The 17,985-nt window shown below is 64.6% G+C and carries 18 protein-coding genes; 9 read left to right on the top strand and 9 right to left on the bottom strand.

Annotated elements, in window-relative coordinates:
- Positions 1–159 precede the first annotated feature (159 nt).
- The 3 genes from LB515_RS15840 to LB515_RS15850 all read left to right on the top strand — a co-directional run bounded on the left by LB515_RS15840 (position 160) and on the right by LB515_RS15850 (position 2,032).
- Positions 160–792 (top strand): hypothetical protein, encoded by a 633-nt coding sequence (locus LB515_RS15840; RefSeq protein WP_224708276.1) that lies wholly within the window; start codon positions 160–162, stop codon positions 790–792.
- Between the two features lie 245 nt (positions 793–1,037).
- Complete coding sequence (gene hpt / locus LB515_RS15845; RefSeq protein WP_095767471.1) at positions 1,038–1,580, top strand: hypoxanthine phosphoribosyltransferase; 543 nt, start codon at positions 1,038–1,040, stop codon at positions 1,578–1,580.
- A gap of 80 nt (positions 1,581–1,660) precedes the next feature.
- Positions 1,661–2,032, top strand: a complete 372-nt coding sequence (locus LB515_RS15850; RefSeq protein WP_224708277.1) for a response regulator — start codon at positions 1,661–1,663, stop codon at positions 2,030–2,032.
- Here LB515_RS15850 and LB515_RS15855 read toward each other — a convergent pair.
- The gene (locus tag LB515_RS15855; protein ID WP_224708278.1) at positions 2,015–2,980 is read right to left on the bottom strand and encodes a DMT family transporter; all 966 of its coding nucleotides are present in this window, start codon (positions 2,978–2,980) and stop codon (positions 2,015–2,017) included. The genes LB515_RS15850 and LB515_RS15855 overlap by 18 nt on opposite strands.
- Before the next feature lie 187 nt (positions 2,981–3,167).
- Between LB515_RS15855 and LB515_RS15860 the strand changes: the two genes are divergently transcribed.
- Positions 3,168–4,052, top strand: a complete 885-nt coding sequence (locus tag LB515_RS15860; RefSeq protein WP_224609469.1) for a LysR family transcriptional regulator — start codon at positions 3,168–3,170, stop codon at positions 4,050–4,052.
- Here LB515_RS15860 and LB515_RS28155 read toward each other — a convergent pair.
- The 7 genes from LB515_RS28155 to argH all read right to left on the bottom strand — a co-directional run bounded on the left by LB515_RS28155 (position 4,049) and on the right by argH (position 11,509).
- Positions 4,049–4,303: a DsbA family protein gene (locus tag LB515_RS28155; protein ID WP_318012565.1), complete on the bottom strand. Its 255-nt coding sequence runs from the start codon at positions 4,301–4,303 to the stop codon at positions 4,049–4,051. The two genes, LB515_RS15860 and LB515_RS28155, sit on opposite strands and share 4 nt — an antisense overlap.
- The gene (locus LB515_RS15865; protein WP_263490300.1) at positions 4,215–4,652 is read right to left on the bottom strand and encodes a DsbA family protein; all 438 of its coding nucleotides are present in this window, start codon (positions 4,650–4,652) and stop codon (positions 4,215–4,217) included. Before LB515_RS15865 ends, LB515_RS28155 begins: the two co-directional genes overlap by 89 nt.
- A gap of 71 nt (positions 4,653–4,723) precedes the next feature.
- Positions 4,724–7,339, bottom strand: a complete 2,616-nt coding sequence (locus LB515_RS15870; protein ID WP_224708279.1) for a TIGR02302 family protein — start codon at positions 7,337–7,339, stop codon at positions 4,724–4,726.
- A 115-nt stretch (positions 7,340–7,454) separates the two neighbouring features.
- On the bottom strand, positions 7,455–8,396 hold the full coding sequence (locus LB515_RS15875; RefSeq protein WP_224708280.1) for a threonine/serine dehydratase: 942 nt from the start codon (positions 8,394–8,396) through the stop codon (positions 7,455–7,457).
- A 29-nt stretch (positions 8,397–8,425) separates the two neighbouring features.
- The gene (gene lysA, locus LB515_RS15880; RefSeq protein WP_224708281.1) at positions 8,426–9,694 is read right to left on the bottom strand and encodes a diaminopimelate decarboxylase; all 1,269 of its coding nucleotides are present in this window, start codon (positions 9,692–9,694) and stop codon (positions 8,426–8,428) included.
- A gap of 54 nt (positions 9,695–9,748) precedes the next feature.
- Positions 9,749–9,955: a lipoprotein gene (locus LB515_RS15885; RefSeq protein WP_095767477.1), complete on the bottom strand. Its 207-nt coding sequence runs from the start codon at positions 9,953–9,955 to the stop codon at positions 9,749–9,751.
- Between the two features lie 153 nt (positions 9,956–10,108).
- Positions 10,109–11,509: an argininosuccinate lyase gene (argH, locus tag LB515_RS15890; protein WP_224708282.1), complete on the bottom strand. Its 1,401-nt coding sequence runs from the start codon at positions 11,507–11,509 to the stop codon at positions 10,109–10,111.
- A gap of 33 nt (positions 11,510–11,542) precedes the next feature.
- Here argH and tlpA point away from each other — a divergent pair, with 33 nt between their 5' ends.
- Positions 11,543–12,226 carry a thiol:disulfide interchange protein TlpA gene (tlpA, locus tag LB515_RS15895; protein WP_224708283.1) on the top strand — a complete coding sequence of 228 codons (684 nt, stop codon included), beginning with the start codon at positions 11,543–11,545 and terminating at the stop codon, positions 12,224–12,226.
- Positions 12,227–12,235: 9 nt separating this feature from the next.
- Here tlpA and LB515_RS15900 read toward each other — a convergent pair whose 3' ends face one another.
- Positions 12,236–13,276, bottom strand: coding sequence for an endonuclease/exonuclease/phosphatase family protein (locus LB515_RS15900; RefSeq protein ID WP_224545998.1), 1,041 nt, complete (start codon positions 13,274–13,276; stop codon positions 12,236–12,238).
- Between the two features lie 240 nt (positions 13,277–13,516).
- On the opposite strand from LB515_RS15900, the gene LB515_RS15905 reads away from it, so the two are divergent.
- The 4 genes from LB515_RS15905 to ugpC all read left to right on the top strand — a co-directional run bounded on the left by LB515_RS15905 (position 13,517) and on the right by ugpC (position 17,957).
- Positions 13,517–14,869 (top strand): extracellular solute-binding protein, encoded by a 1,353-nt coding sequence (locus tag LB515_RS15905; RefSeq protein WP_224708284.1) that lies wholly within the window; start codon positions 13,517–13,519, stop codon positions 14,867–14,869.
- A gap of 168 nt (positions 14,870–15,037) precedes the next feature.
- Complete coding sequence (locus LB515_RS15910) at positions 15,038–15,922, top strand: ABC transporter permease subunit (protein WP_224708285.1); 885 nt, start codon at positions 15,038–15,040, stop codon at positions 15,920–15,922.
- 8 nt (positions 15,923–15,930) lie between these two features.
- A complete protein-coding gene (locus LB515_RS15915) occupies positions 15,931–16,845 on the top strand; it encodes an ABC transporter permease subunit (RefSeq protein WP_224708286.1) in 915 nt (304 codons plus the stop codon).
- Positions 16,846–16,856: 11 nt separating this feature from the next.
- Complete coding sequence (gene ugpC / locus LB515_RS15920; RefSeq protein WP_224708287.1) at positions 16,857–17,957, top strand: sn-glycerol-3-phosphate ABC transporter ATP-binding protein UgpC; 1,101 nt, start codon at positions 16,857–16,859, stop codon at positions 17,955–17,957.
- The last annotated feature ends 28 nt before the right edge of the window (positions 17,958–17,985 follow it).

The raw sequence follows: 17,985 nt of genomic DNA on the forward strand, positions 1-17,985 counted from the left end.
GGCGGCGACGCGCCACAATCTACTCTAACAGACCATCGGCCGGCATGGTTAACCGGCGGTTAATTTTGCAACGTCCAGCATGCATCAAAGCCATTCCGGTGGGGAAGCGTTAACCAATTGCGTTTACGCAAAAGAAACGAAGACTGCACTGGTGCCGTAATGGCTGACGAGAGAACCGCGCGCCCTGTTTCCGGCGAAATCATGACCGGCACGGCAACAAATGCCGCGCCGGAACGCGTCATGTTCGAAGCGGCCGACATCGTCGATGCCGATTATGTGGTGCTGCCGCGTTTTGCCGCTTATCCAGAATCGGCACCGCCGCCGCAGATGCCGTCGACGCCATCGATCGGCGGCATGGGCATGCTACGCAGACCAGAGGCGGCGCCGTCGCGATCCTCGCGTGGCGGTCCGTTGTTCTGGATAGCCGGCGTCGGCATAGCGCTCGCATCCTTCTGGGTGTCGGGTGGTCATGCGCTGGTCCGGCAAAGCCCCTTTTGGACGACCGCCGCGCCCGCGAGCGCGCTCACCATCTCCGGCGTGACGTCGCGCATCGATGCGTCGGGATTGAAGCCGGTGCTGTTCGTGGATGGCGAGGCGGCGAATGACGGGATGAAGTCGGAAACGCTGCCGCCGCTCGAAATCCGCGTCACCGATAACAACGCCAACATCATCCGCTACAGGCTGGGGACATCCAACCGTTCGCTGGGCCCGGGCGAAAGATTCGGCTTTTCGAGCCGCCTCGATGTGCCTAAAGACGGCGTCAGGACAGTCTCCGTAATCTTCGCCGGCTAGGTGTGTCGATATTCAGGTGAGGCCGGCCTGCGAACGACGGCTTCCTTCGCTTCGGCCTTCGCCGGCCAAAGCACTTAGGAGTGGCGTGGCAGTCAAATTGAGGCTATGGCCGGCGTAGGCCGGTGCTCACGTACGTCAAGTACGCTCCGCTCCGGTTCTCGGAAGCCATCGTTCTCGACTCGGCCTGACCCGAATCTCGACACACCTAGCGACTGGCGTCCTAGGTGGTTTTGAAGGACAAAAGAATGCCAGTTGTACGCGGCAAGGACATCGAGGTCCTGTTTTCGGCGTCGGCGATCGCGCGCCGCAATCTCGAGCTCGCCAAGGAAATCGCCGGGCGCGATTACCACGACCTGCTGGTGATCTCGATCCTCAAGGGCTCGTTCGTCTTCGCCGCCGATCTCATCCGCGCCATGCATGATGTCGGCCTGTCGCCGGAAGTCGAGTTCATCTTCATCTCCAGCTACGGCGCCGGCACGACCAGCGGCGAGGTCAGGGTGCTGCGCGACATCGACAACGAGGTCGCCGGCCGCGACGTGCTGTTGATCGACGACATACTCGAATCCGGCAAGACGCTTTCCTACACCCGCGACCTGATGCTTTCGCGCGGCGCCAAGAGCTGCGCCATCGCGGTGCTGCTCGACAAGCGCATGCGCCGCCAGACCTCGCTCAACGCCGATTATGTGGGCTTCGACTGCCCGGACTATTTCGTCGTCGGCTACGGCATGGATGTGGCCCATGCGTTCCGCGAGCTGCCATTTGTCGGGGTGGTGAAAGGCGACGCCTGAGAAGGCGGCGCCATTCCGAAAAACCGCCGATCGTTAGAATTTTCAGAAAACATCAACGTTTCGGCGGCATCTATCTCGGCATGGCAAAGCTTCTGATCGTCGAGGACGATGAGTCCGTCCGCACCCTCGCTGCCCGCGCGCTCGAGCGCGATGGCCATAATGTCACCATCGCCACCGACGGCGCGCAGGGGCTGGACATGATCCGGCAGGCGCGCGGCGGTTTCGATCTGGTGGTGTCCGACATCCGCATGCCGGAGATGGACGGCATCGAGATGGCGACATCGGTTGCAAGAGAGTTCCCGACGATGCGGATCATGCTGATGACCGGCTATGCCGACCAGCGTGAGCGCGCCGAGGAACTCGACGGCATCATCCTCGATGTCGTGCAGAAGCCGTTCACGCTTGCCGAGATCCGCGGCCGCGTCGGCAAGGCATTAAGCTGCTTCGCTTGAGACCGCATCGGCCGTGCCAGGGGCGGCCGGCGCCGCACTTCGCCGACGCCCGCCGCTGAGCGCAAGCAGGCCGGCGCCGATGATCAGCGCCGCGCCCAGCACCGTGGTTTCACGCGGCACTTCGGCGAAGAACAGGAAACCCCACAGCGGCGACCACAGGATGCCGGTATATTCGAACGTGGCGACGCGATTGGCCGGCGCCATCCGATAGGCTTGAGAGAGCAGGATCATGCCGGCGGACGCGACCAGGCCGCAGGCGGCCATCTTGAGGAAGTCCGGCATTGTCGGCCATACCCATGGCCGCACCAGGAATTCGACGCTCGGATGCGCGGCATGGGTGATGCCGGCAAGGTGGAAGACGGTTGCGACGGCGATGGCGCCGCTGAGATAGGCGCCGTTCTGATAGAAGGCCATCACGGTCGATGATTCGGTGTCGCCGACACGGCGCGCCATCAGTTGCGAGAAGCCGTAGAGGAAGGCCGAGCCCAGCGACAGCAGCGCCGCCCAGTCGAACACGCCGGCGCCGGGGCGCACCATCACCAGCACTCCAACCAGGCCGATCAGCACCGTCGACAGCATCTTCCATGAGACGCGCTCGCCGAGATAGGGACCGGCCATCGCCATGATGAACAGCGGCGCCATGAAATAGAGCGCCACCGCATCGGCCAGCGGCAAGGCGGCGATCGCCAGATAATAGACCGTGTAGGACGAGAACTGGATGAAGGCGCGCAGCGTCAGCATGCCTGCCCGCTTCGACAGCACCGCCTTCAGGCCGACATCGGCCTGAACGAGCACGATCAGGATTGGCAGCGCGACGATGGCGCGGATCGCCATCACCTCGGTCACCGGATAGCCGCCCGAAACCGCCTTCACCAGCGGATCCTGCAACGAAAAAACCAGCACGCCGAGGCAGAGGCTCAGAATGCCAAGCACCGTCCGGTTCTGCATGATCGATCCAGCGAAAAAGAACCCGCCACCATTTTCAGGCAGCGGGTACGAGTGAGGACTCTTCGATTGGTCCGCGACCGATTTCGCGGCCGCATGTCCAATGGGTGTCATGACTATCCTGCGGCGTTTGACATCTGGCAAACGAATTGGAATGATGCCAGCAATTAACTTTGCTTATGGCGACTCGATGCGACCAGTCCTCGACAGCGATCTCTTGCGCACCTTCGTGGCGGTGGCCGAAACCGGCAATTTCACCCGCGCGGCGGAGAAAGCCGGGCGCACGCAATCGGCCGTATCCATGCAGATGAAGAAGCTGGAGGACATGGTCGGCGACAATCTGTTCGAGCGCGGCTCGCGCGGCGTGGCGCTGACGCGCCGCGGCGGCGAGCTCATCGCCAACGCGCGCCGCATCGTCTCGCTGCTGGACGAGACCGCTGCCTCGCTGGTGGCGCCGCCGCTGGGCGGGCTGGTGCGCATCGGCATTCCGGCCGAGTATGGACGTTCGATCCTGTCGCGGGCGCTGGGCGAATTCGCCAAGCGCCATCCGCGCGTCGAGGTCACAGTGCGCTACGCGCATTCGGATTCGCAGGTGCGGGCGCTCGCGGCCGGCGAGCTCGACCTCGCGGTGGTGTTCGAATGGGAGGGCTCTTCCGGCGGCGAGGTGCTGATGCACGACCCGACGGTCTGGGTGACCTCGACGCTGCACCACATGCATGAGGAACGGCCGGTGCCGATCGCGCTCTACAGCCGCAACGGCTGGTGCCGCGACTTCGCCATCAAGTCGCTGCAGCAGCGCGGCCTCGACTACCGCGTCGCCTACACCAGCGATACCAATGGCGGCCTGACGCTCGCCGTCACGTCCGGCCTGGCAATCGCGCCGATCTCGCGCAGCAACATCCCGCCTGATTGCCGCGAACTGACGGCCGCCGACGGTTTCGGCGACATCGATTCCTCCAACGTCGTCCTGCACCGCAACCCGCTGGCGACCGGCGAAGCGATCGACGGCATGGAGAACGCAATCCGCGAGGCGTTCATGCTGACCAGGCAGGCGGGCTCGGCGGCCGGGCTTTAGTCCGGCGGGCCACTTTCAATCTGCCTGAGCCAGCGCATGGCATCATCGAGGCGATCGTCGCCCCAGAACAGCTCGCCATCGACGAGGAAACTCGGCGAGCCGAAAATGCCGAGCGTCTTGGCTTGCTCGGTCGCGGCGGCGAGGTCAGCCTTGGCGGCATCGCTATCGGCCTCCCGCAGGATCGGTTCCGGTTCCTGCCCCCGCTTTCTTGATGCTTGCCGAGATGTTCGGCTCGCTGCCGGCCGGCTCACCCATCTCGAACCAGCGCCGGTAGCTCTCCCTGGCATAGGCCTCGCACCAGCCCTCCCGCGCGGCAATGACGGCGACGCGATTGGCGCGCTCAAGTTCGGCAAGCGGGTAAGGCGCGGGCAGTTTAGGCACCATCCTGTACATCGCCGCGCGACGCTCTATGTCGCGCCACATATAGGCGGCTTTCACCGGCTTCTTGGCGAAGGGGATATTGTCCATCTCGATCATGATCGAGCGCACGTTGAACGGCCGCCAGCGGAACTCGATGCCGGTCTCAGCCTGGATCTTCGCCAGTCGCATCACCGAAAGGTAGGTGTAGGTGCTGCCGATGGAAAACCAGAAATCGATCATCGCCCCATGCTCTCGGCCATGACGCTACCGGTTCTGAATGTGCAGGGCAATCTCGCAACGCCGATGACGGGCTATTTCAGCTCCAGCAGCCGCTCGAGATAGCTGCGCTCGATATCGGGGCTGAGCGCGTTGCCGAGCCGTTTGCGGATCGCGTCGAGGATCTGGCGGGCACGCTGGACGTCGATCTCGTCGGGCACCTTGACCGAGGTGCCGTCATCGGGACCGTTGGTGGCGCGGGGTCGTCCCAGCGGGTCGCGATCGGCGTCCTGCTGGCGGCCGCCCTGCTCGCTGCCGCCCTGGTCGCCCTGCATGGCCTGCATCTGCTTCATCATTTCCTTGGCGCCGCGGCGCAGCGCTTCCAGTGCGCGGCCCTGGTGGCCGACGGCTTGGTCACCGTCGCCCTGGCCGAGCGATTGTTCGGCATTGCCCATCGATTTGCCGGCCTCGCCAAAGCCCTCATTGGGCTCCATGCCCAGGCCTTCGAGGCCTTTCTTCAACTGATCGAGCTCGCTCTGCAATTGGCCCTGGCCTTCCTGCAGCTGCTTCAGCGCATCGGCCAAATCCTTCGGCGACATTTTCGGCCGGCCCAGCGGATCGCGGTCCTGGCCGGGACCGGGCCGCTGCTGCTGGTCGTCGGACTGGCCCTGTTCGCCATCCTCGCCAAGCTGCTGCTGCTCGCCGCCTTCACCACGCTGCCCGCGCTGCATCTGGTCCAGCCGGAAGGTGTCGTTCATCATTTCCTGCTGGCGGCGCATGATGTCGCCGAGCTTGTCCATCTGCTGGCGCATCTCGCTGTCCTGCTCGCCGCCCGGCTGCTGGCGGCCGGCCTGCAGGTTGTTCATCATGTCCTGCAGCTCGGAGAGAAGCTGCTGGGCCTTGTCGCGATCGCCCGATTTGGCCAGATTCTCGATCTGGTCCATCATGCGGTCGATATCGCTCTGGCGCAGCTCGCGGCCGTTCTGCTGCATCTGCGGCGCATTCGGGTTCTGCTGCGCTCGCTGGGCGAATTCCTGCAGGAACTGGTTCATCGCCTCGCGCAGTTCCTTCATCGCCTTTTCGATCTCCTGATCGCTGGCGCCGTTCTTGATGGCGTCCTGCAACGCCTGCTGCGCCTGGCGCAGTCGCCGCTCGGCGGCCGACAGGTTGCCTTCCTCGATGCCGAGCGCGATCTCCCACAGATAGGACACGACGTTGCGCAACTGATCGTCGCTCTCGGAGAGCTTCAGCCGGCTCCTCGCGCTCATGATGGCGAGATAGTTCGACATGTTGTCGAACGTGTCCTCGGGCCGCAGCGTGACCGCCTCCATCAGGTCGAGAACGCGCGGCTTGGCATTGGTGTCGAGCGCCACCAGCCGGCGCTGTTCGATCACCGCTCTGGCCAGCGGATTGGCGAAGGGCCGCTCCGGCATGACAAGCGTTTTGGTTTCGCTGGTCGCGGTGTGGCCGGCGTCGTCCGTTGCAGTGAGCGTCAGCTTGATGTTGCTGCCGGCCCAGACATGCTCGGTCAGGTCCTTGGTCGTCTTGGCTGCGCTCGGCTTGCCGCCGCGGCGCGGCAGCGTCAATGGCATGTCGGGCGCGCCGTAGAGCGGATGCGCGTTGGCGGCGGGCGGATCCGACAGCTCGAAAACGGCCTTGGCGGAGGCTGCACCATAGTCGTCGGCGATCTCGTAATTGAGCTCGATGGCGCCGTTGACGGCGCGCTTCGGCTCGCCGACGAAGCGGATCGTCGGCGGCTTGTCGGGAATGACGGCAAAGGCCCAGTGGCCGAGATCGCCTTCGCCGGATTTCAGCGTCAACGTGCCGTTGGTGTTCAGCTTGCTGGAGAACTGGCGCACTTTTGGTGCGGTCTGGCCGGCGGCAGGCGGGGGACCTTTCGGCGCGGCGGGCTCGATGGCGCGGTCATTGCCGCCTTGATCGGCATAGCTCAGCGTCTCCTCGCCCGAACCGCCAGTGACGCGCAGCGAGATGTCGCTGCCTTGCGGAACGGAAAAGGTCTGGACGGCCTGGTTGGCATCGGCCGTCAGGAACACCGGCGCCTTGCCGGTATAGGCAGGTGGCGTCACCCAGGCGTCGATGCGCGGGGGCACGGCATCATGCGAGGCGCGCGCGACGAAACCGTCGCTGACCCTGCCGCCAAAGGGTCCGAAGGAGAAGGCAAGCGCCGTGACGAACAGCAGCCCCGCCACGGCGCGCAAGCCCCAGCGGTCGTAGTCCGGCACGCCGGTGCGCGGCCGGTCGGCGCCGAGGCTGGAAAGCCGTTCGGCCATGCGCTTCTGGTGCTCGCGCCACAGCGCCTGCGAGAAGATGCTCTCGGCGCCGCTCGGTCGGTCGGTCTGCACCTGCACCGGGCTGTGCAGCAATTCGTTCGCCGCCTCGATGCGCCGGTCGATCTCGGCTGCCGAGGGCATGCGGAAGAAGCGCAGCGGATAGAGCGCTGCGATCGCGGCCAGCGCGAACAGGATCAGAAGGCCGACGCGCGCCGCATCCGGCAGGCGCGGGAACAGGCCGAACCACGAAAAGCTGAAGAACAGGCTGGTGACGACCAGCAGCGGCAGCACGAGCGGCCAGGCGCGCTCGAAGGTCATGGAGGCCCGCGTCGCCAACCGGCTGAGCGCCAAGCGCCCTGCAAAGCCGCGTCCATCGCTGGCCCGGCTGCGTTCGCCGCTGGAAATGGGTCGTTCGGTCATCGGCCCTTCCTGCCCGGGCACGACAGCCCGGACGTCATCGCCAGAAGGATACCAGCAAACACGGCAAAGGCGAGGCGGGTTCCAAAAAACGTGAAGCGGTTTGGCCGGGTTATGATCAGAAATTGGCGAGATTCGTGTTCGAGCCGCAGACGAGGACCGCCACGCGCTCGCCGTCTCCGGGCACATAGCGTCCGGAAAGCATGGCGGCGAAGGCGGCGGCGCCGCCCGGCTCGGCGATGATTCGCACGCGGTCCCACAGCGCCTTCTGCGCCGCGACGATGTCGTCGTCGCTGACTAGGATCGAGCGCTCGACGAAGGCTTCGGCGATCGGAAACATCATTTCGCCGACGCGCTTCGGCGCCAGCGAATCGGCGGCGATGCCTTCGGCGGGCGCATCGACCGGCTCTCCTGCTTCCAGGGCGCGGTAAAGCGTCGGGGCTCCTTCCGGCTCGATGGCGATGATACGGATGCGCCCCGAGAACCAGGCCGCGATGCCGCCGATCAGGCCGCCGCCGCCGACCGCGACCAGCAGCGTGTCGATCCCAGGCAGATCGGCCTCGATCTCCATGCCGAGCGTGCCCTGGCCGAGCAGCGTTTCTTCCTGGTTGAAGGCGTGGATCTGCAGGGCGCCGGTTCTGGCCGCGAAGTCTTCGCTGGCGGCCAGCGCTTCGGCATAGCGCGCGCCGCCGACGATCAGCTCGGCGCCGTAGCCGCGAATGCGCGCGAGCTTCGCCGGCGGGCTGACTTCGGGCACGAAGATGGTCGCCTTGTGCCCGAGCTTCATGGCGGCGTAAGCGACGGCGGCGCCATGATTGCCGCCGGAAGCGGCGACCACGCCGGCTTCGGGCACCTGGCGTTCGACCAGGTTGGTGAAGGCGCCGCGCGCCTTGAACGAGCCGGAATGCTGGAGGCATTCGAGCTTCAGGTCGGCCGGAAAGGCGGGCCGGTCGAAATCCGACATGTCGACGCGCATGATCGGCGTGTGGCGTACATAGGGCCGGATGCGCGGCTCCACGGCGGCGATGCGTTCGCGCGTGATCGTCTTTTTTTCCAGCATGGCCAGCTCCTTAAGGCGTGCCGCTTGGGTTACTTCGGCCAGTCGGGGACCGAATCCAATCCAATCAGGTCCTCATAGGTCTGGCGCGGCCGCACGACGTGAAAACGGTCGCCGTCGACCAGCACCTCGGGCACCAGGAGCCTGGTGTTGTAGGTGCCGGCTTGCACCGCGCCATAGGCGCCGGCGGTGGAAACCGCGATCAGGTCGCCCGACTTCAATCTCGGAAGGTCGCGGTCGAGGCCGATGAAATCGCCGGTCTCGCAGACCGGCCCGACGACGTCGACCTTCATACGCGGCGCCGAAGCAGGCGGCTGCACCACCGGCCTGATGTCGTGGAAGGCGTCATAGAGCGTCGGCCGGATCAGGTCGTTCATGGCGGCGTCAACGACGAGGAAGTTCTTGGCGTCGCCTTCCTTCACGTAGATGACCTCAGACACGAGGATGCCGGCATTGCCGACGATCAGGCGGCCGGGCTCGAACATCACCTTCAGGCCGAGCTTGGTGACGTGCTTCCTGACGATTTCGGCGTACGCGTCGGGCAAAGGGGGCGGGCTGTTGTCGACGCGGTAAGGAATGCCGAGGCCGCCGCCGAGATCGACATGCTCGATCTCATGCCCGTCGGCGCGCAGCGCTCCGACCAGCTCGACCAGCAATGCGAAGGCATCGTCGAAAGGCTGCAATTCGGTGATCTGGCTGCCGATATGGGTGTCGATGCCGGTCACCTTGATGCCCGGCAGTTGCGCGGCACGGGCATAGACCTGCCGCGCGCGCTGCCAGGGAATGCCGAACTTGTTCTCGGCCTTGCCGGTCGAGATCTTCTTGTGGGTTCTCGCATCGACATCCGGATTGATGCGCAGCGAGACCGGCGCCACCTTGCCGAGCGCGGTCGCTCGCGCCGACAAAAGCTCCAGCTCAGGCTCGGATTCGACGTTGAAGCAGAGAATGCCGGCCGAAAGCGCAAAGTCCATCTCGCGCGCCGTCTTGCCAACGCCGGAAAACAGGATCTTGCCGGCCGGGATGCCGGCGGCCAAAGCGCGGCGCAATTCGCCTTCGGAGACCACGTCGGCGCCGGCGCCCTGCCTAGCCAGCGTCCTCAGCACGGCCTGGTTGGAATTCGCCTTCATGGCGTAGCAGACCAGCGCGTCGAGGCCGGAAAAAGCCTCCTTGAAGACGCGGAAATGCCGGGTCAGCGTCGCGGTCGAATAGCAATAGAAGGGCGTGCCGACCTCGGCTGCGATGTCGGGAATGGCGACGTCCTCGGCATGAAGCACGCCGTCGCGGTAATCGAAGTGGTTCACGGTGTTGGTTCCGGAAAGTTGAAGCTCGATGAGACCGAGTCGATCTCACCGGCTCTACAGCAGGGGATCGAGGATGAACTTCCTGTCCTTGACGGGTTTTTCCGGCTCGGGCGGCACCGGCTGCTTGGCGCGTTCGGCATCCTTGCGCGCCTGCTCCGCCGCCTCATAAGGCGTGTCGAGGCCGGTCTTCCTGCCGCAGGCCGTGACGGTGACTACCGCAGCCAGCAGCGCCAGCGTCACCAAAATCCTGCTACGGGTCATCGATCCATCCGTTCGAAACTGATTGCGTGCTGCGCTTTTAGCCGAGTTCTCAGCGCTTTGCATCCCGGCAATTTAAAGGGCGGCGCGCTTTAAATCTTTGTTTTGATGCATGTCGTTCTCCCAGAACCGCTGCACACTTCTGGGCGACATGCATTAAGCCTTGGCGAGCCGCCTTTTCCAGTAGCGGACCTGCTTTCGCACTTCCGATGGCGCGGTGCCGCCGAAGCTTGTGCGGCTCTTCACCGAATTCTGCACGGCAAGCACCGAGAAGATGTCGTCGGTGATGCCCGGATGGATGGAGCGCAGGTCGTCCAGCGAGAGCTTCTCCAGCCCGACCTTCTTCTCCTCGGCCAGCGCCACGGCGCGGCCGGTGACGTGATGCGCCTCGCGGAAGGGCAGGCCGAGATTGCGCACCAGCCAGTCGGCAAGGTCGGTCGCGGTGGCGTGACCGGCGCCTGCGGCCTTTTTCATGGCGGCGGCGTTGACGGTCATGTCGCGCACCATGCCGGCGGTCGCCGCCAGCATCAGGTCGAGCGTCTCGGCGGCGTCGAAGACCGCTTCCTTGTCCTCCTGCATGTCCTTGCCATAGGTCAGTGGCATGCCCTTCATCACGGTCAGCAGGCCGACGAGATGGCCGTTGACGCGGCCGGTCTTGCCGCGCACCAGCTCGGCGGCGTCCGGGTTCTTCTTCTGCGGCATGATCGAGGAGCCGGTGGAGAAGGAATCCGACAGGCGGATGAAGCCGAATTGCGGCGTCGACCAGATGATGATCTCCTCGGCGAGCCTGGAGAGGTGCGTCGCGCAGATCGCTGCGAGGCTCAGGAACTCGAGCGCGAAATCGCGGTCCGAGACGCTGTCGAGGGAATTGCGCGTCGGCTCGCGGAAGCCCAGCGCCTTCGCCGTCATGTGGCGGTCGATGCCGAAGCTCGTGCCGGCAAGGGCCGCGGCGCCTAGCGGGCTTTCATCCATGCGCTCGATGGCGTCGCGGACGCGCGAGAGGTCGCGGCCGAACATCTCGACATAGGCCATCAAGTGGTGGCCGAAGGTCACCGGCTGCGCCGCCTGCATATGGGTGAAGCCGGGCATGACGGTCGCCGCATGCTCCTCGGCGCGTTCCAGGAACGCGGCGAGGAGGTCCTTCAGCGCCAGGGCGACGCGCTGGCATTCCTGCTTGACCCAAAGCCGGAGATCGACCGCCACCTGGTCGTTGCGCGAGCGGGCGGTGTGCAGGCGTCCCGCCGCCGCGCCGATCAGGTCGGCAAGGCGGGCCTCGACATTCATGTGGATGTCTTCCAGCTTGGTCGAGAATTCGAACGTGCCGGCCTCGATCTCTTTCAAGATCGTGTTCAGCCCGTGAGCGATTTTTTCTTGATCGGCGGCCGAAATAATGCCCGTTTGAGCCAACATCTCGCTATGGGCGATCGATCCGCTTATGTCCTGCGCATAGAGCTTGCGGTCGAAGCCGATCGACGCATTGATCGCTTCCATGATCGCGGCCGGACCCGAGGCAAAACGTCCGCCCCACATCTGGTTGCTGGCCTTCTTGTCGCTCATCGCTATAACCCGTGCTCCGGAGCAGTTTTGAAAATGGCAGACGGCAAGAGATTGTTTTTTCCGACTACGCGCCTCATCCTCGCCGCTTTGGTGGCGGGCGTGCTGGCCGGCGCGGTCGCGGTATATGTCAGCGAGAGCGGTTCTGGCAACAACGCTCCCGAGAAGGCCGTCGCGGTCGCCGGCAAGGACGATGCCGCCTGCGCGCCAAAGGCCGCCCGCGCCAAGCAGGTCGCCGCCAAGGCCGTCGGCCAGGTCGCGGCTCTGCAGCCGGCCGATCCGCCGCAATCGCTGAAGAGCTTGGCCTTCAACGGCCCCGACGGCAAGCCAATGACAATTGCCGACTATGCCGGCAAGACGGTGCTGCTCAATCTCTGGGCGACATGGTGCGCTCCATGCCGCGCCGAGATGCCGGCGCTCGACGCCCTGCAGAAGGAGAAGGGCGGCAAGGACTTCGAGGTGATCGCGGTCAATGTCGACACCGGCGACGATACCAAGCCGAAGAAGTTCCTCAAGGAAATCGGCGTCGAGACGCTCGGCTTCTACCGGGACCCGACGATCGCCCTGTTCAATGAGGCGAAGAAGCGCGGGCTGGCGCTCGGGCTTCCCGTGACCATGCTGATCGACGGCGAAGGCTGCCTGATAGCGCATATGAACGGTCCGGCCGAATGGTCGAGCCCCGACGCCAGGCGGCTGGTGGAAGCGGCGCTCGAGCCCTGATCGTGGCCGCTATCTTACCCGCACCGTAACCACCAGCGCCTCGTGGTCGGCGCTCGGGCTGCCGTCCGGCAACACCGCCGGCAGTGTCTCCGGTGCGCTTGCCGCAAGGCCGCGGGTGAAGAACCAGTCGATATGGCCGGTGGGCGTGCTGTCGCCCGCCGGGCGCCGCTGCGTCGGCTTGTCGAACGCATTGGCGTCGCGCCAATCGTAGCCGCGCCCGGCCATGACGGCGAAGAGGGGCTCGTGGCGGTCGGGGCACATCAGCCGGTTCGGCTCGGCATCGATGCAAGCCTGCCATGCTGCCGGGTCGGTGTGACGCTCTTCATAGGTTGCGGTCAGCGTGTTGAAATCGCCGCCGATCAGGACCGGCGCTTCGGCGTCATACCTGTCGATGGCGTCGAGGAGGTGGCGCGTCTGGTCGGCACGGCCGGCAGGCGTCGTACGGTTCTCGAGATGCACCGAGACGACGGTGACGCGGCGGTCGCCGACCATCACCTGGCCGCCAAGCGCCATGCGGCCTCCGACGCGCGGCTGGCCGTGCTCCGGCAGGAACCAGGCGCCGGCCGCATCCAGCCGAACGAGGAAAGGCCGCAGCAGCGGGACGGCGCTGGTTATGGCGTTGCCATGGAAGCCCTCAACGTTCTCGGCGCCGCCATTTGCCGCTTGCTCCGCCTCATTGCCGGTGCCGAGTTCGAGGAACTCGACGCCATAGGCATAGGAATGGCCTAGACGATCGGCAAGCCGGCTCAGAAGATGGCCGTTGCCGGAGCGCGCCATGCCCTTGTCGACTTCGGACAGCAGCACGACGTGCGGCGCCCGGCCGGCGATCGTAGTAGCGATGGCATCGACATGACGCAGCCGCTCGACGTTCCAGGCCATGACGGTCAGGCTTTCGCCGGCGCTCTCGCGCGACGCCTTGCCGCCGATCTCGATCTCGCCGAGGGCGGGAACGGCGGCGGCGTGGCGCAGATGGGCGGCGCTGTCGCGCGGTCCGTCCCGCATGGCGTTGCGGGCGGCGACGGGCACGTGCGTGAGCTGCGGGACCAGCATGTCTCTTCTCATCCAGTTAGCCGGTTAATCACGGAGGCCTTTTCGCCGCCTGGCGGCGCCCTAGCTCTCTAAAGCGCCGATGTGACGTTTTCATGCCGGCGCGACCGCTGCCAGGGGAGGAGAGACTGGCTGTCCACGAGGGCTTCGAGCCCACAACAGAACTGTCACATACCTTCTCTATGAGAGCGGGCAAGGACTTGCGCAAAACCTTGTCACACTGCCACTCAAGAGGGAAAAACCATGACGATCATCAAGCGGGGCTTTGCCGCCCTTGCCGCCGGCGCGCTCAGCACCGCGCTTGCGATTCCTGCTTTTGCCGAACCGGTCAAATTCGACTTCTGGTTCGGTCTTTCGGGCGATCTCGCCCGTGTCGTCGATACGCTGTGCAAGAACTTCAACGAATCCCAGAAGGACTATCAGGTCGTCTGCACCAGCCAGGGCAATTACGACGCCACGCTGCAGAACACGATCGCCGCCTTCCGCGCCGGCAAGCAGCCCACCGTCGTCCAGGTCTATGACGTCGGCACCGCCACCATGATGCTGTCGGGCGCCTACAAGCCCGCCGACAAGCTGATGGAAGAGAACGGCTACAAGATCGACTACAGCGACTATTTCCCGGGCATCGCCCGCTACTACGCGACGTCGAAGGGCGAGATGCTGTCCTTCCCGTTCAACTCGTCGACGGCGCTGATGTACTGGAACAAGGACGCCTTCGCCAAGATCGGCAAGACCGAGGCGCCGAAGACCTGGGAAGACGTCGCCGCCGACCTCAAGGCGCTGAAGGACGCCGGCTATGATTGCCCGATGGCGATCAACATCTCGGCCAATGAAAGCTGGCAATTGATGGAGCAGTTCTCGGCGCTGCACAACCAGCCGATCGCCACGAAGAACAATGGCTATGACGGTCTTGACGCGCGTCTGGAAGTCAACAAGACCAAGTTCGTCCAGTACGTCACCGATCTCAAGAAGTGGTATGACGCAGGCCTTATCAAGATCAAGTCGAAGGATCTTGGCCAGGATATGGTGCAGGCCTTCGCCACCGGCACCTGCCAGCTCATCCTGACCTCGGTCGGCGACCACGGCACGGTCGGCCGCACCCAGAAGGAAGGCATGAAGTGGGACGTCGCCGAGCTGCCGGTCTATGCCGGCACCGAGCGCAAGAACTCGCTGGTCGGCGGCGCTTCGCTGTGGGTGCTGTCGGGCAAGTCGGACGCGGAATACAAGGGCGCGGCAGCGTTCCTCAACTTCATCCACGACCCCAAGACCGCTTTGTTCTGGTCGACCAACACCGGCTATATCCCGGTGACGAAGTCGGGTTTCGATTTCATGAAGTCCAACGGCTTCTACGACAAGGCGCCCTATAAGGGACGTGAAGTGGCGATCGCCAGCCTGACCGCGTCGGAGCCGACCGAGATCACCCGCGGCATCCGCCTCGGCAACTTCACCCAGATCCGCGCCGAGTTCGGCACGCAGATGCAGGCGATCTTCGCCAACAAGGTCAGCGTACAGGAAGGCCTCGACGCGCTGGTCAAGAATGGCGACGCGATCCTCGAGCGCTTCCAGCAGACCTATCCGGGTAAGACCCTGCCCTGATCCCGGATACTGGAACGGCCGCCCGCCGAGTATCGACGGGCGGCCATTTCATATGGTTTTTGATTTGGGCATGTCTTTGTCTCCCGAAACCGGTTCCCACTTTCGGGAGACATGCCTTAGTCTTGTGCCGCGCGAGCGGGTTGGCGGTTCAACGACATCGGCGGATCGATGGAAAAACGCGTCACTTTCAGCAAATGGACGATCGGCATCCTGTTCGCGGTGCCGCAGCTAATTCTGATCTTCACCTTCTTCTACTGGCCGGCCGGGCAGGCCGTGTACTGGTCGCTGACGCTGCAGCAACCCTGGGGCGGCGGCAACATCTGGGTCGGGCTCGACAATTTCCGCTCGATTCTGTCCAACGCCAGCTACTGGGACTCGATCACCGCCAGCATGATCTTCGCCGGCATCAGCACGGGACTTGCGATGACAATCGCGCTGGTGCTCGCCGCCTTGACCGACCGCCAGCTTGCCGGCTCATGGCTTTATCGCGTGGTGCTGATCTGGCCCTACGGCATCGCCGCACCGGCGCTGGCGCTGGCGTTTCGCTTCATCCTGGCACCGGAAGCCGGCTTCATGGCCGTGGTCAACAAGGTCTGGCCCGGCTTCTGGGACCCCGGCCTTGACGGCACCGACGCCATGGCCTCGATCATCATCGCCTTCTCGTGGAAATATGTCGGCTATAATTTCATCTTCTTCCTCGCCGCCTTCCAGGCGATTCCGCGCTCGCTGATCGAGGCGGCGGCGATGGACGGCTCCGGCGTCATCCGGCGCTTCTGGGATATCCAGTTTCCGCTGATCACGCCGACCATCTTCTTCCTGCTGGTCATCAACATCACCGAGAGCTTCCAGGATTCCTTCGGCATCGTCGACATCATGACCGCAGGCGGACCGGCCAACGCCACCAATCTGATGGTCTACAAGATCTATTCCGACGGCTTCAAAGGCCTCGATTATTCGGGCGCCGCCGCGCAGAGCATCATCCTGATGCTGCTCATCATCGCGCTCACCATCGTCCAGTTCCGCTTCATCGAGCGGCGCGTGCATTATCGTTGAGGCGGGCCATGGTCGAGCGCACCCCGATCCTCAATTTCTTCACGCATCTGATCCTGTTCGTCGGCTTCGTATTCTGCGTGGCGCCGTTCGTCATCGTAGCGATCGCCGCCTCGCATAATCTGAAGGACGTCAACGACGTGCCGATGTCGCTGCTGCCGGGTAGCGATTTCTGGGTCAACATCAGGACGGCCTGGACGACCGCCGATCTCGGTCCGAAGCTGCTCAACTCCTTCATCATGGCGTTTGGCGTGGCCGCCGGGAAAGTCATCATCTCGGCGCTGACCGCCTTCTCGATCGTCTATTTCCGTTATCCCGGCCGCATGCTGATGTTCTGGCTGATCTTCATCACGCTGATGCTGCCGCTCGAGGTGCGCATCGTGCCGACCTACGCGGTGGTCGCCAACGTGCTCGAGCCCTATCAGGCGATCATGGACCTGACCGGCCTCTCCTGGCTGATCGAAAAGGTCTCTGGCGTGCAGGTTTTGCTCAGCCTGGGACTGCTCAATTCCTATAGCGGCCTGATCCTGCCGCTGGTCGCGACCGCCACCGGCACCTTCCTCTACCGCCAGTTCTTCCTGACCGTGCCGGATGAGTTGACCGAAGCGGCGCGCATGGACGGCGCCGGTGCGCTCCGTTTCTTCGTCGATATCCTGCTGCCGCTGTCGCGCAACAACATGGCGGCGCTCGGCACCATCATGTTCCTGTGGGCTTGGAACCAGTATCTGTGGCCGTTGCTTATCACCACCGACCAGTCGCATGCGATGGCGGTGACAGAGCTGAAGCAGCTCATCCCCAATGTCGGCGGCGCGCCGGAATGGCATATCGCCATGGCCGGCACGCTGATCGTCATGCTGCCGCCGCTGATCGTCGTGGTGCTGATGCAGCGCTGGTTCGTGCGCGGCCTGATCGCCACCGAAAAATAAGGAGACGGAAAATGGCCTCCATCACCATTCGCGGCGTCAAGAAGAACTACGCCAGGACGCAGGTCGTGCATGGCGTCGACCTCGACTTCGCTTCGGGCGAATTCGTCGTCATCCTCGGGCCGTCCGGTTGCGGCAAGTCCACGCTGCTCAGAATGATCGCCGGGCTGGAAGAGATTTCCGACGGCACGATCGCGATCGACGGCACGGTGGTCAACAAGCTCGAGCCGCGCGAGCGCGGCTGCGCCATGGTGTTCCAGAACTACGCGCTCTACCCGCATATGAGCGTGGCCCAGAACATCGGCTATTCGCTGAAGGTGGCCGGCGTTCCGTCGGCCGAACGCGCCCAGCGCGTCCAGGCGGTGGCGCGCGTCCTGGAACTGGAGCACCTGCTCGACCGCAAGCCGATGGCGCTGTCCGGCGGCCAGCGCCAGCGCGTCGCCATGGGCCGCGCCATGATCCGCGAGCCGAAGGTGTTCCTCTTCGACGAGCCGCTCTCAAACCTCGATGCCAAGCTGCGCGTGCAGATGCGCTCCGAGATCCGCAAGCTGCACCGGCGCCTCAGCGCCACCTCCGTCTTCGTCACGCACGACCAGGTCGAGGCGATGACGCTGGCCGACCGGCTGGTGGTGATGAATGGCGGCCGTGTCGAGCAGGTGGGCACACCGGCGGAAGTCTATAGCCGGCCGGCCAGCCGCTTCGTCGCCACCTTCGTCGGCGCGCCGGCGATGAACATGCTCGAAGGCACCGTCACGCTCGACGGGCTGTCATTGCTCGGCGGCAGCCGCAAGCTCAACGTGTCGCGCACGGGCGTTCCCGTGGGCTCGGAAGTCGCGGTCGGCATCCGGCCGGAGGCGGTGCGCATGGTGGCGCCGGGCACGCCGGGAGCGCTTGCGGCGACCGTCGACCTCATCGAGGAATTGGGCGCCGGCCGCGTCATCTATGTCGATCTCGACGGCGCGCCGTTCTCTGTCGTGACGTCGGAGATCGTCCACTCCGAACCGGGCAGCACGATCGGCCTGCAGTTCGCCGAAGCGGACCTGCACTTCTTCTCCTCGGAGACGGGAGGCAGGCTCGACGTGTTCAAGGCCTCGGTGCCGGAACCGGTGCTGTAAGGCGGGCCTTGCAAGGCTGACTTTGCAA

Source organism: Mesorhizobium sp. CA15, assembly GCF_020165215.1.
Classification (GTDB): domain Bacteria; phylum Pseudomonadota; class Alphaproteobacteria; order Rhizobiales; family Rhizobiaceae; genus Mesorhizobium.

Bases quoted from the DNA above. Each gene is read 5' to 3' on its own strand.
- LB515_RS15840 (WP_224708276.1), top strand. From the start codon at position 160: ATGGCTGACGAGAGAACCGCGCGCCCTGTTTCCGGCGAAATCATGACC.
- hpt (WP_095767471.1), top strand. From the start codon at position 1,038: ATGCCAGTTGTACGCGGCAAGGACATCGAGGTCCTGTTTTCGGCGTCG.
- LB515_RS15850 (WP_224708277.1), top strand. From the start codon at position 1,661: ATGGCAAAGCTTCTGATCGTCGAGGACGATGAGTCCGTCCGCACCCTC.
- LB515_RS15855 (WP_224708278.1), bottom strand. From the start codon at position 2,980: ATGCAGAACCGGACGGTGCTTGGCATTCTGAGCCTCTGCCTCGGCGTG.
- LB515_RS15860 (WP_224609469.1), top strand. From the start codon at position 3,168: ATGCGACCAGTCCTCGACAGCGATCTCTTGCGCACCTTCGTGGCGGTG.
- LB515_RS15865 (WP_263490300.1), bottom strand. From the start codon at position 4,652: ATGATCGATTTCTGGTTTTCCATCGGCAGCACCTACACCTACCTTTCG.
- LB515_RS15870 (WP_224708279.1), bottom strand. From the start codon at position 7,339: ATGACCGAACGACCCATTTCCAGCGGCGAACGCAGCCGGGCCAGCGAT.
- LB515_RS15875 (WP_224708280.1), bottom strand. From the start codon at position 8,396: ATGCTGGAAAAAAAGACGATCACGCGCGAACGCATCGCCGCCGTGGAG.
- LB515_RS15885 (WP_095767477.1), bottom strand. From the start codon at position 9,955: ATGACCCGTAGCAGGATTTTGGTGACGCTGGCGCTGCTGGCTGCGGTA.
- argH (WP_224708282.1), bottom strand. From the start codon at position 11,509: ATGAGCGACAAGAAGGCCAGCAACCAGATGTGGGGCGGACGTTTTGCC.
- tlpA (WP_224708283.1), top strand. From the start codon at position 11,543: ATGGCAGACGGCAAGAGATTGTTTTTTCCGACTACGCGCCTCATCCTC.
- LB515_RS15900 (WP_224545998.1), bottom strand. From the start codon at position 13,276: ATGCTGGTCCCGCAGCTCACGCACGTGCCCGTCGCCGCCCGCAACGCC.
- LB515_RS15905 (WP_224708284.1), top strand. From the start codon at position 13,517: ATGACGATCATCAAGCGGGGCTTTGCCGCCCTTGCCGCCGGCGCGCTC.
- LB515_RS15910 (WP_224708285.1), top strand. From the start codon at position 15,038: ATGGAAAAACGCGTCACTTTCAGCAAATGGACGATCGGCATCCTGTTC.
- LB515_RS15915 (WP_224708286.1), top strand. From the start codon at position 15,931: ATGGTCGAGCGCACCCCGATCCTCAATTTCTTCACGCATCTGATCCTG.
- ugpC (WP_224708287.1), top strand. From the start codon at position 16,857: ATGGCCTCCATCACCATTCGCGGCGTCAAGAAGAACTACGCCAGGACG.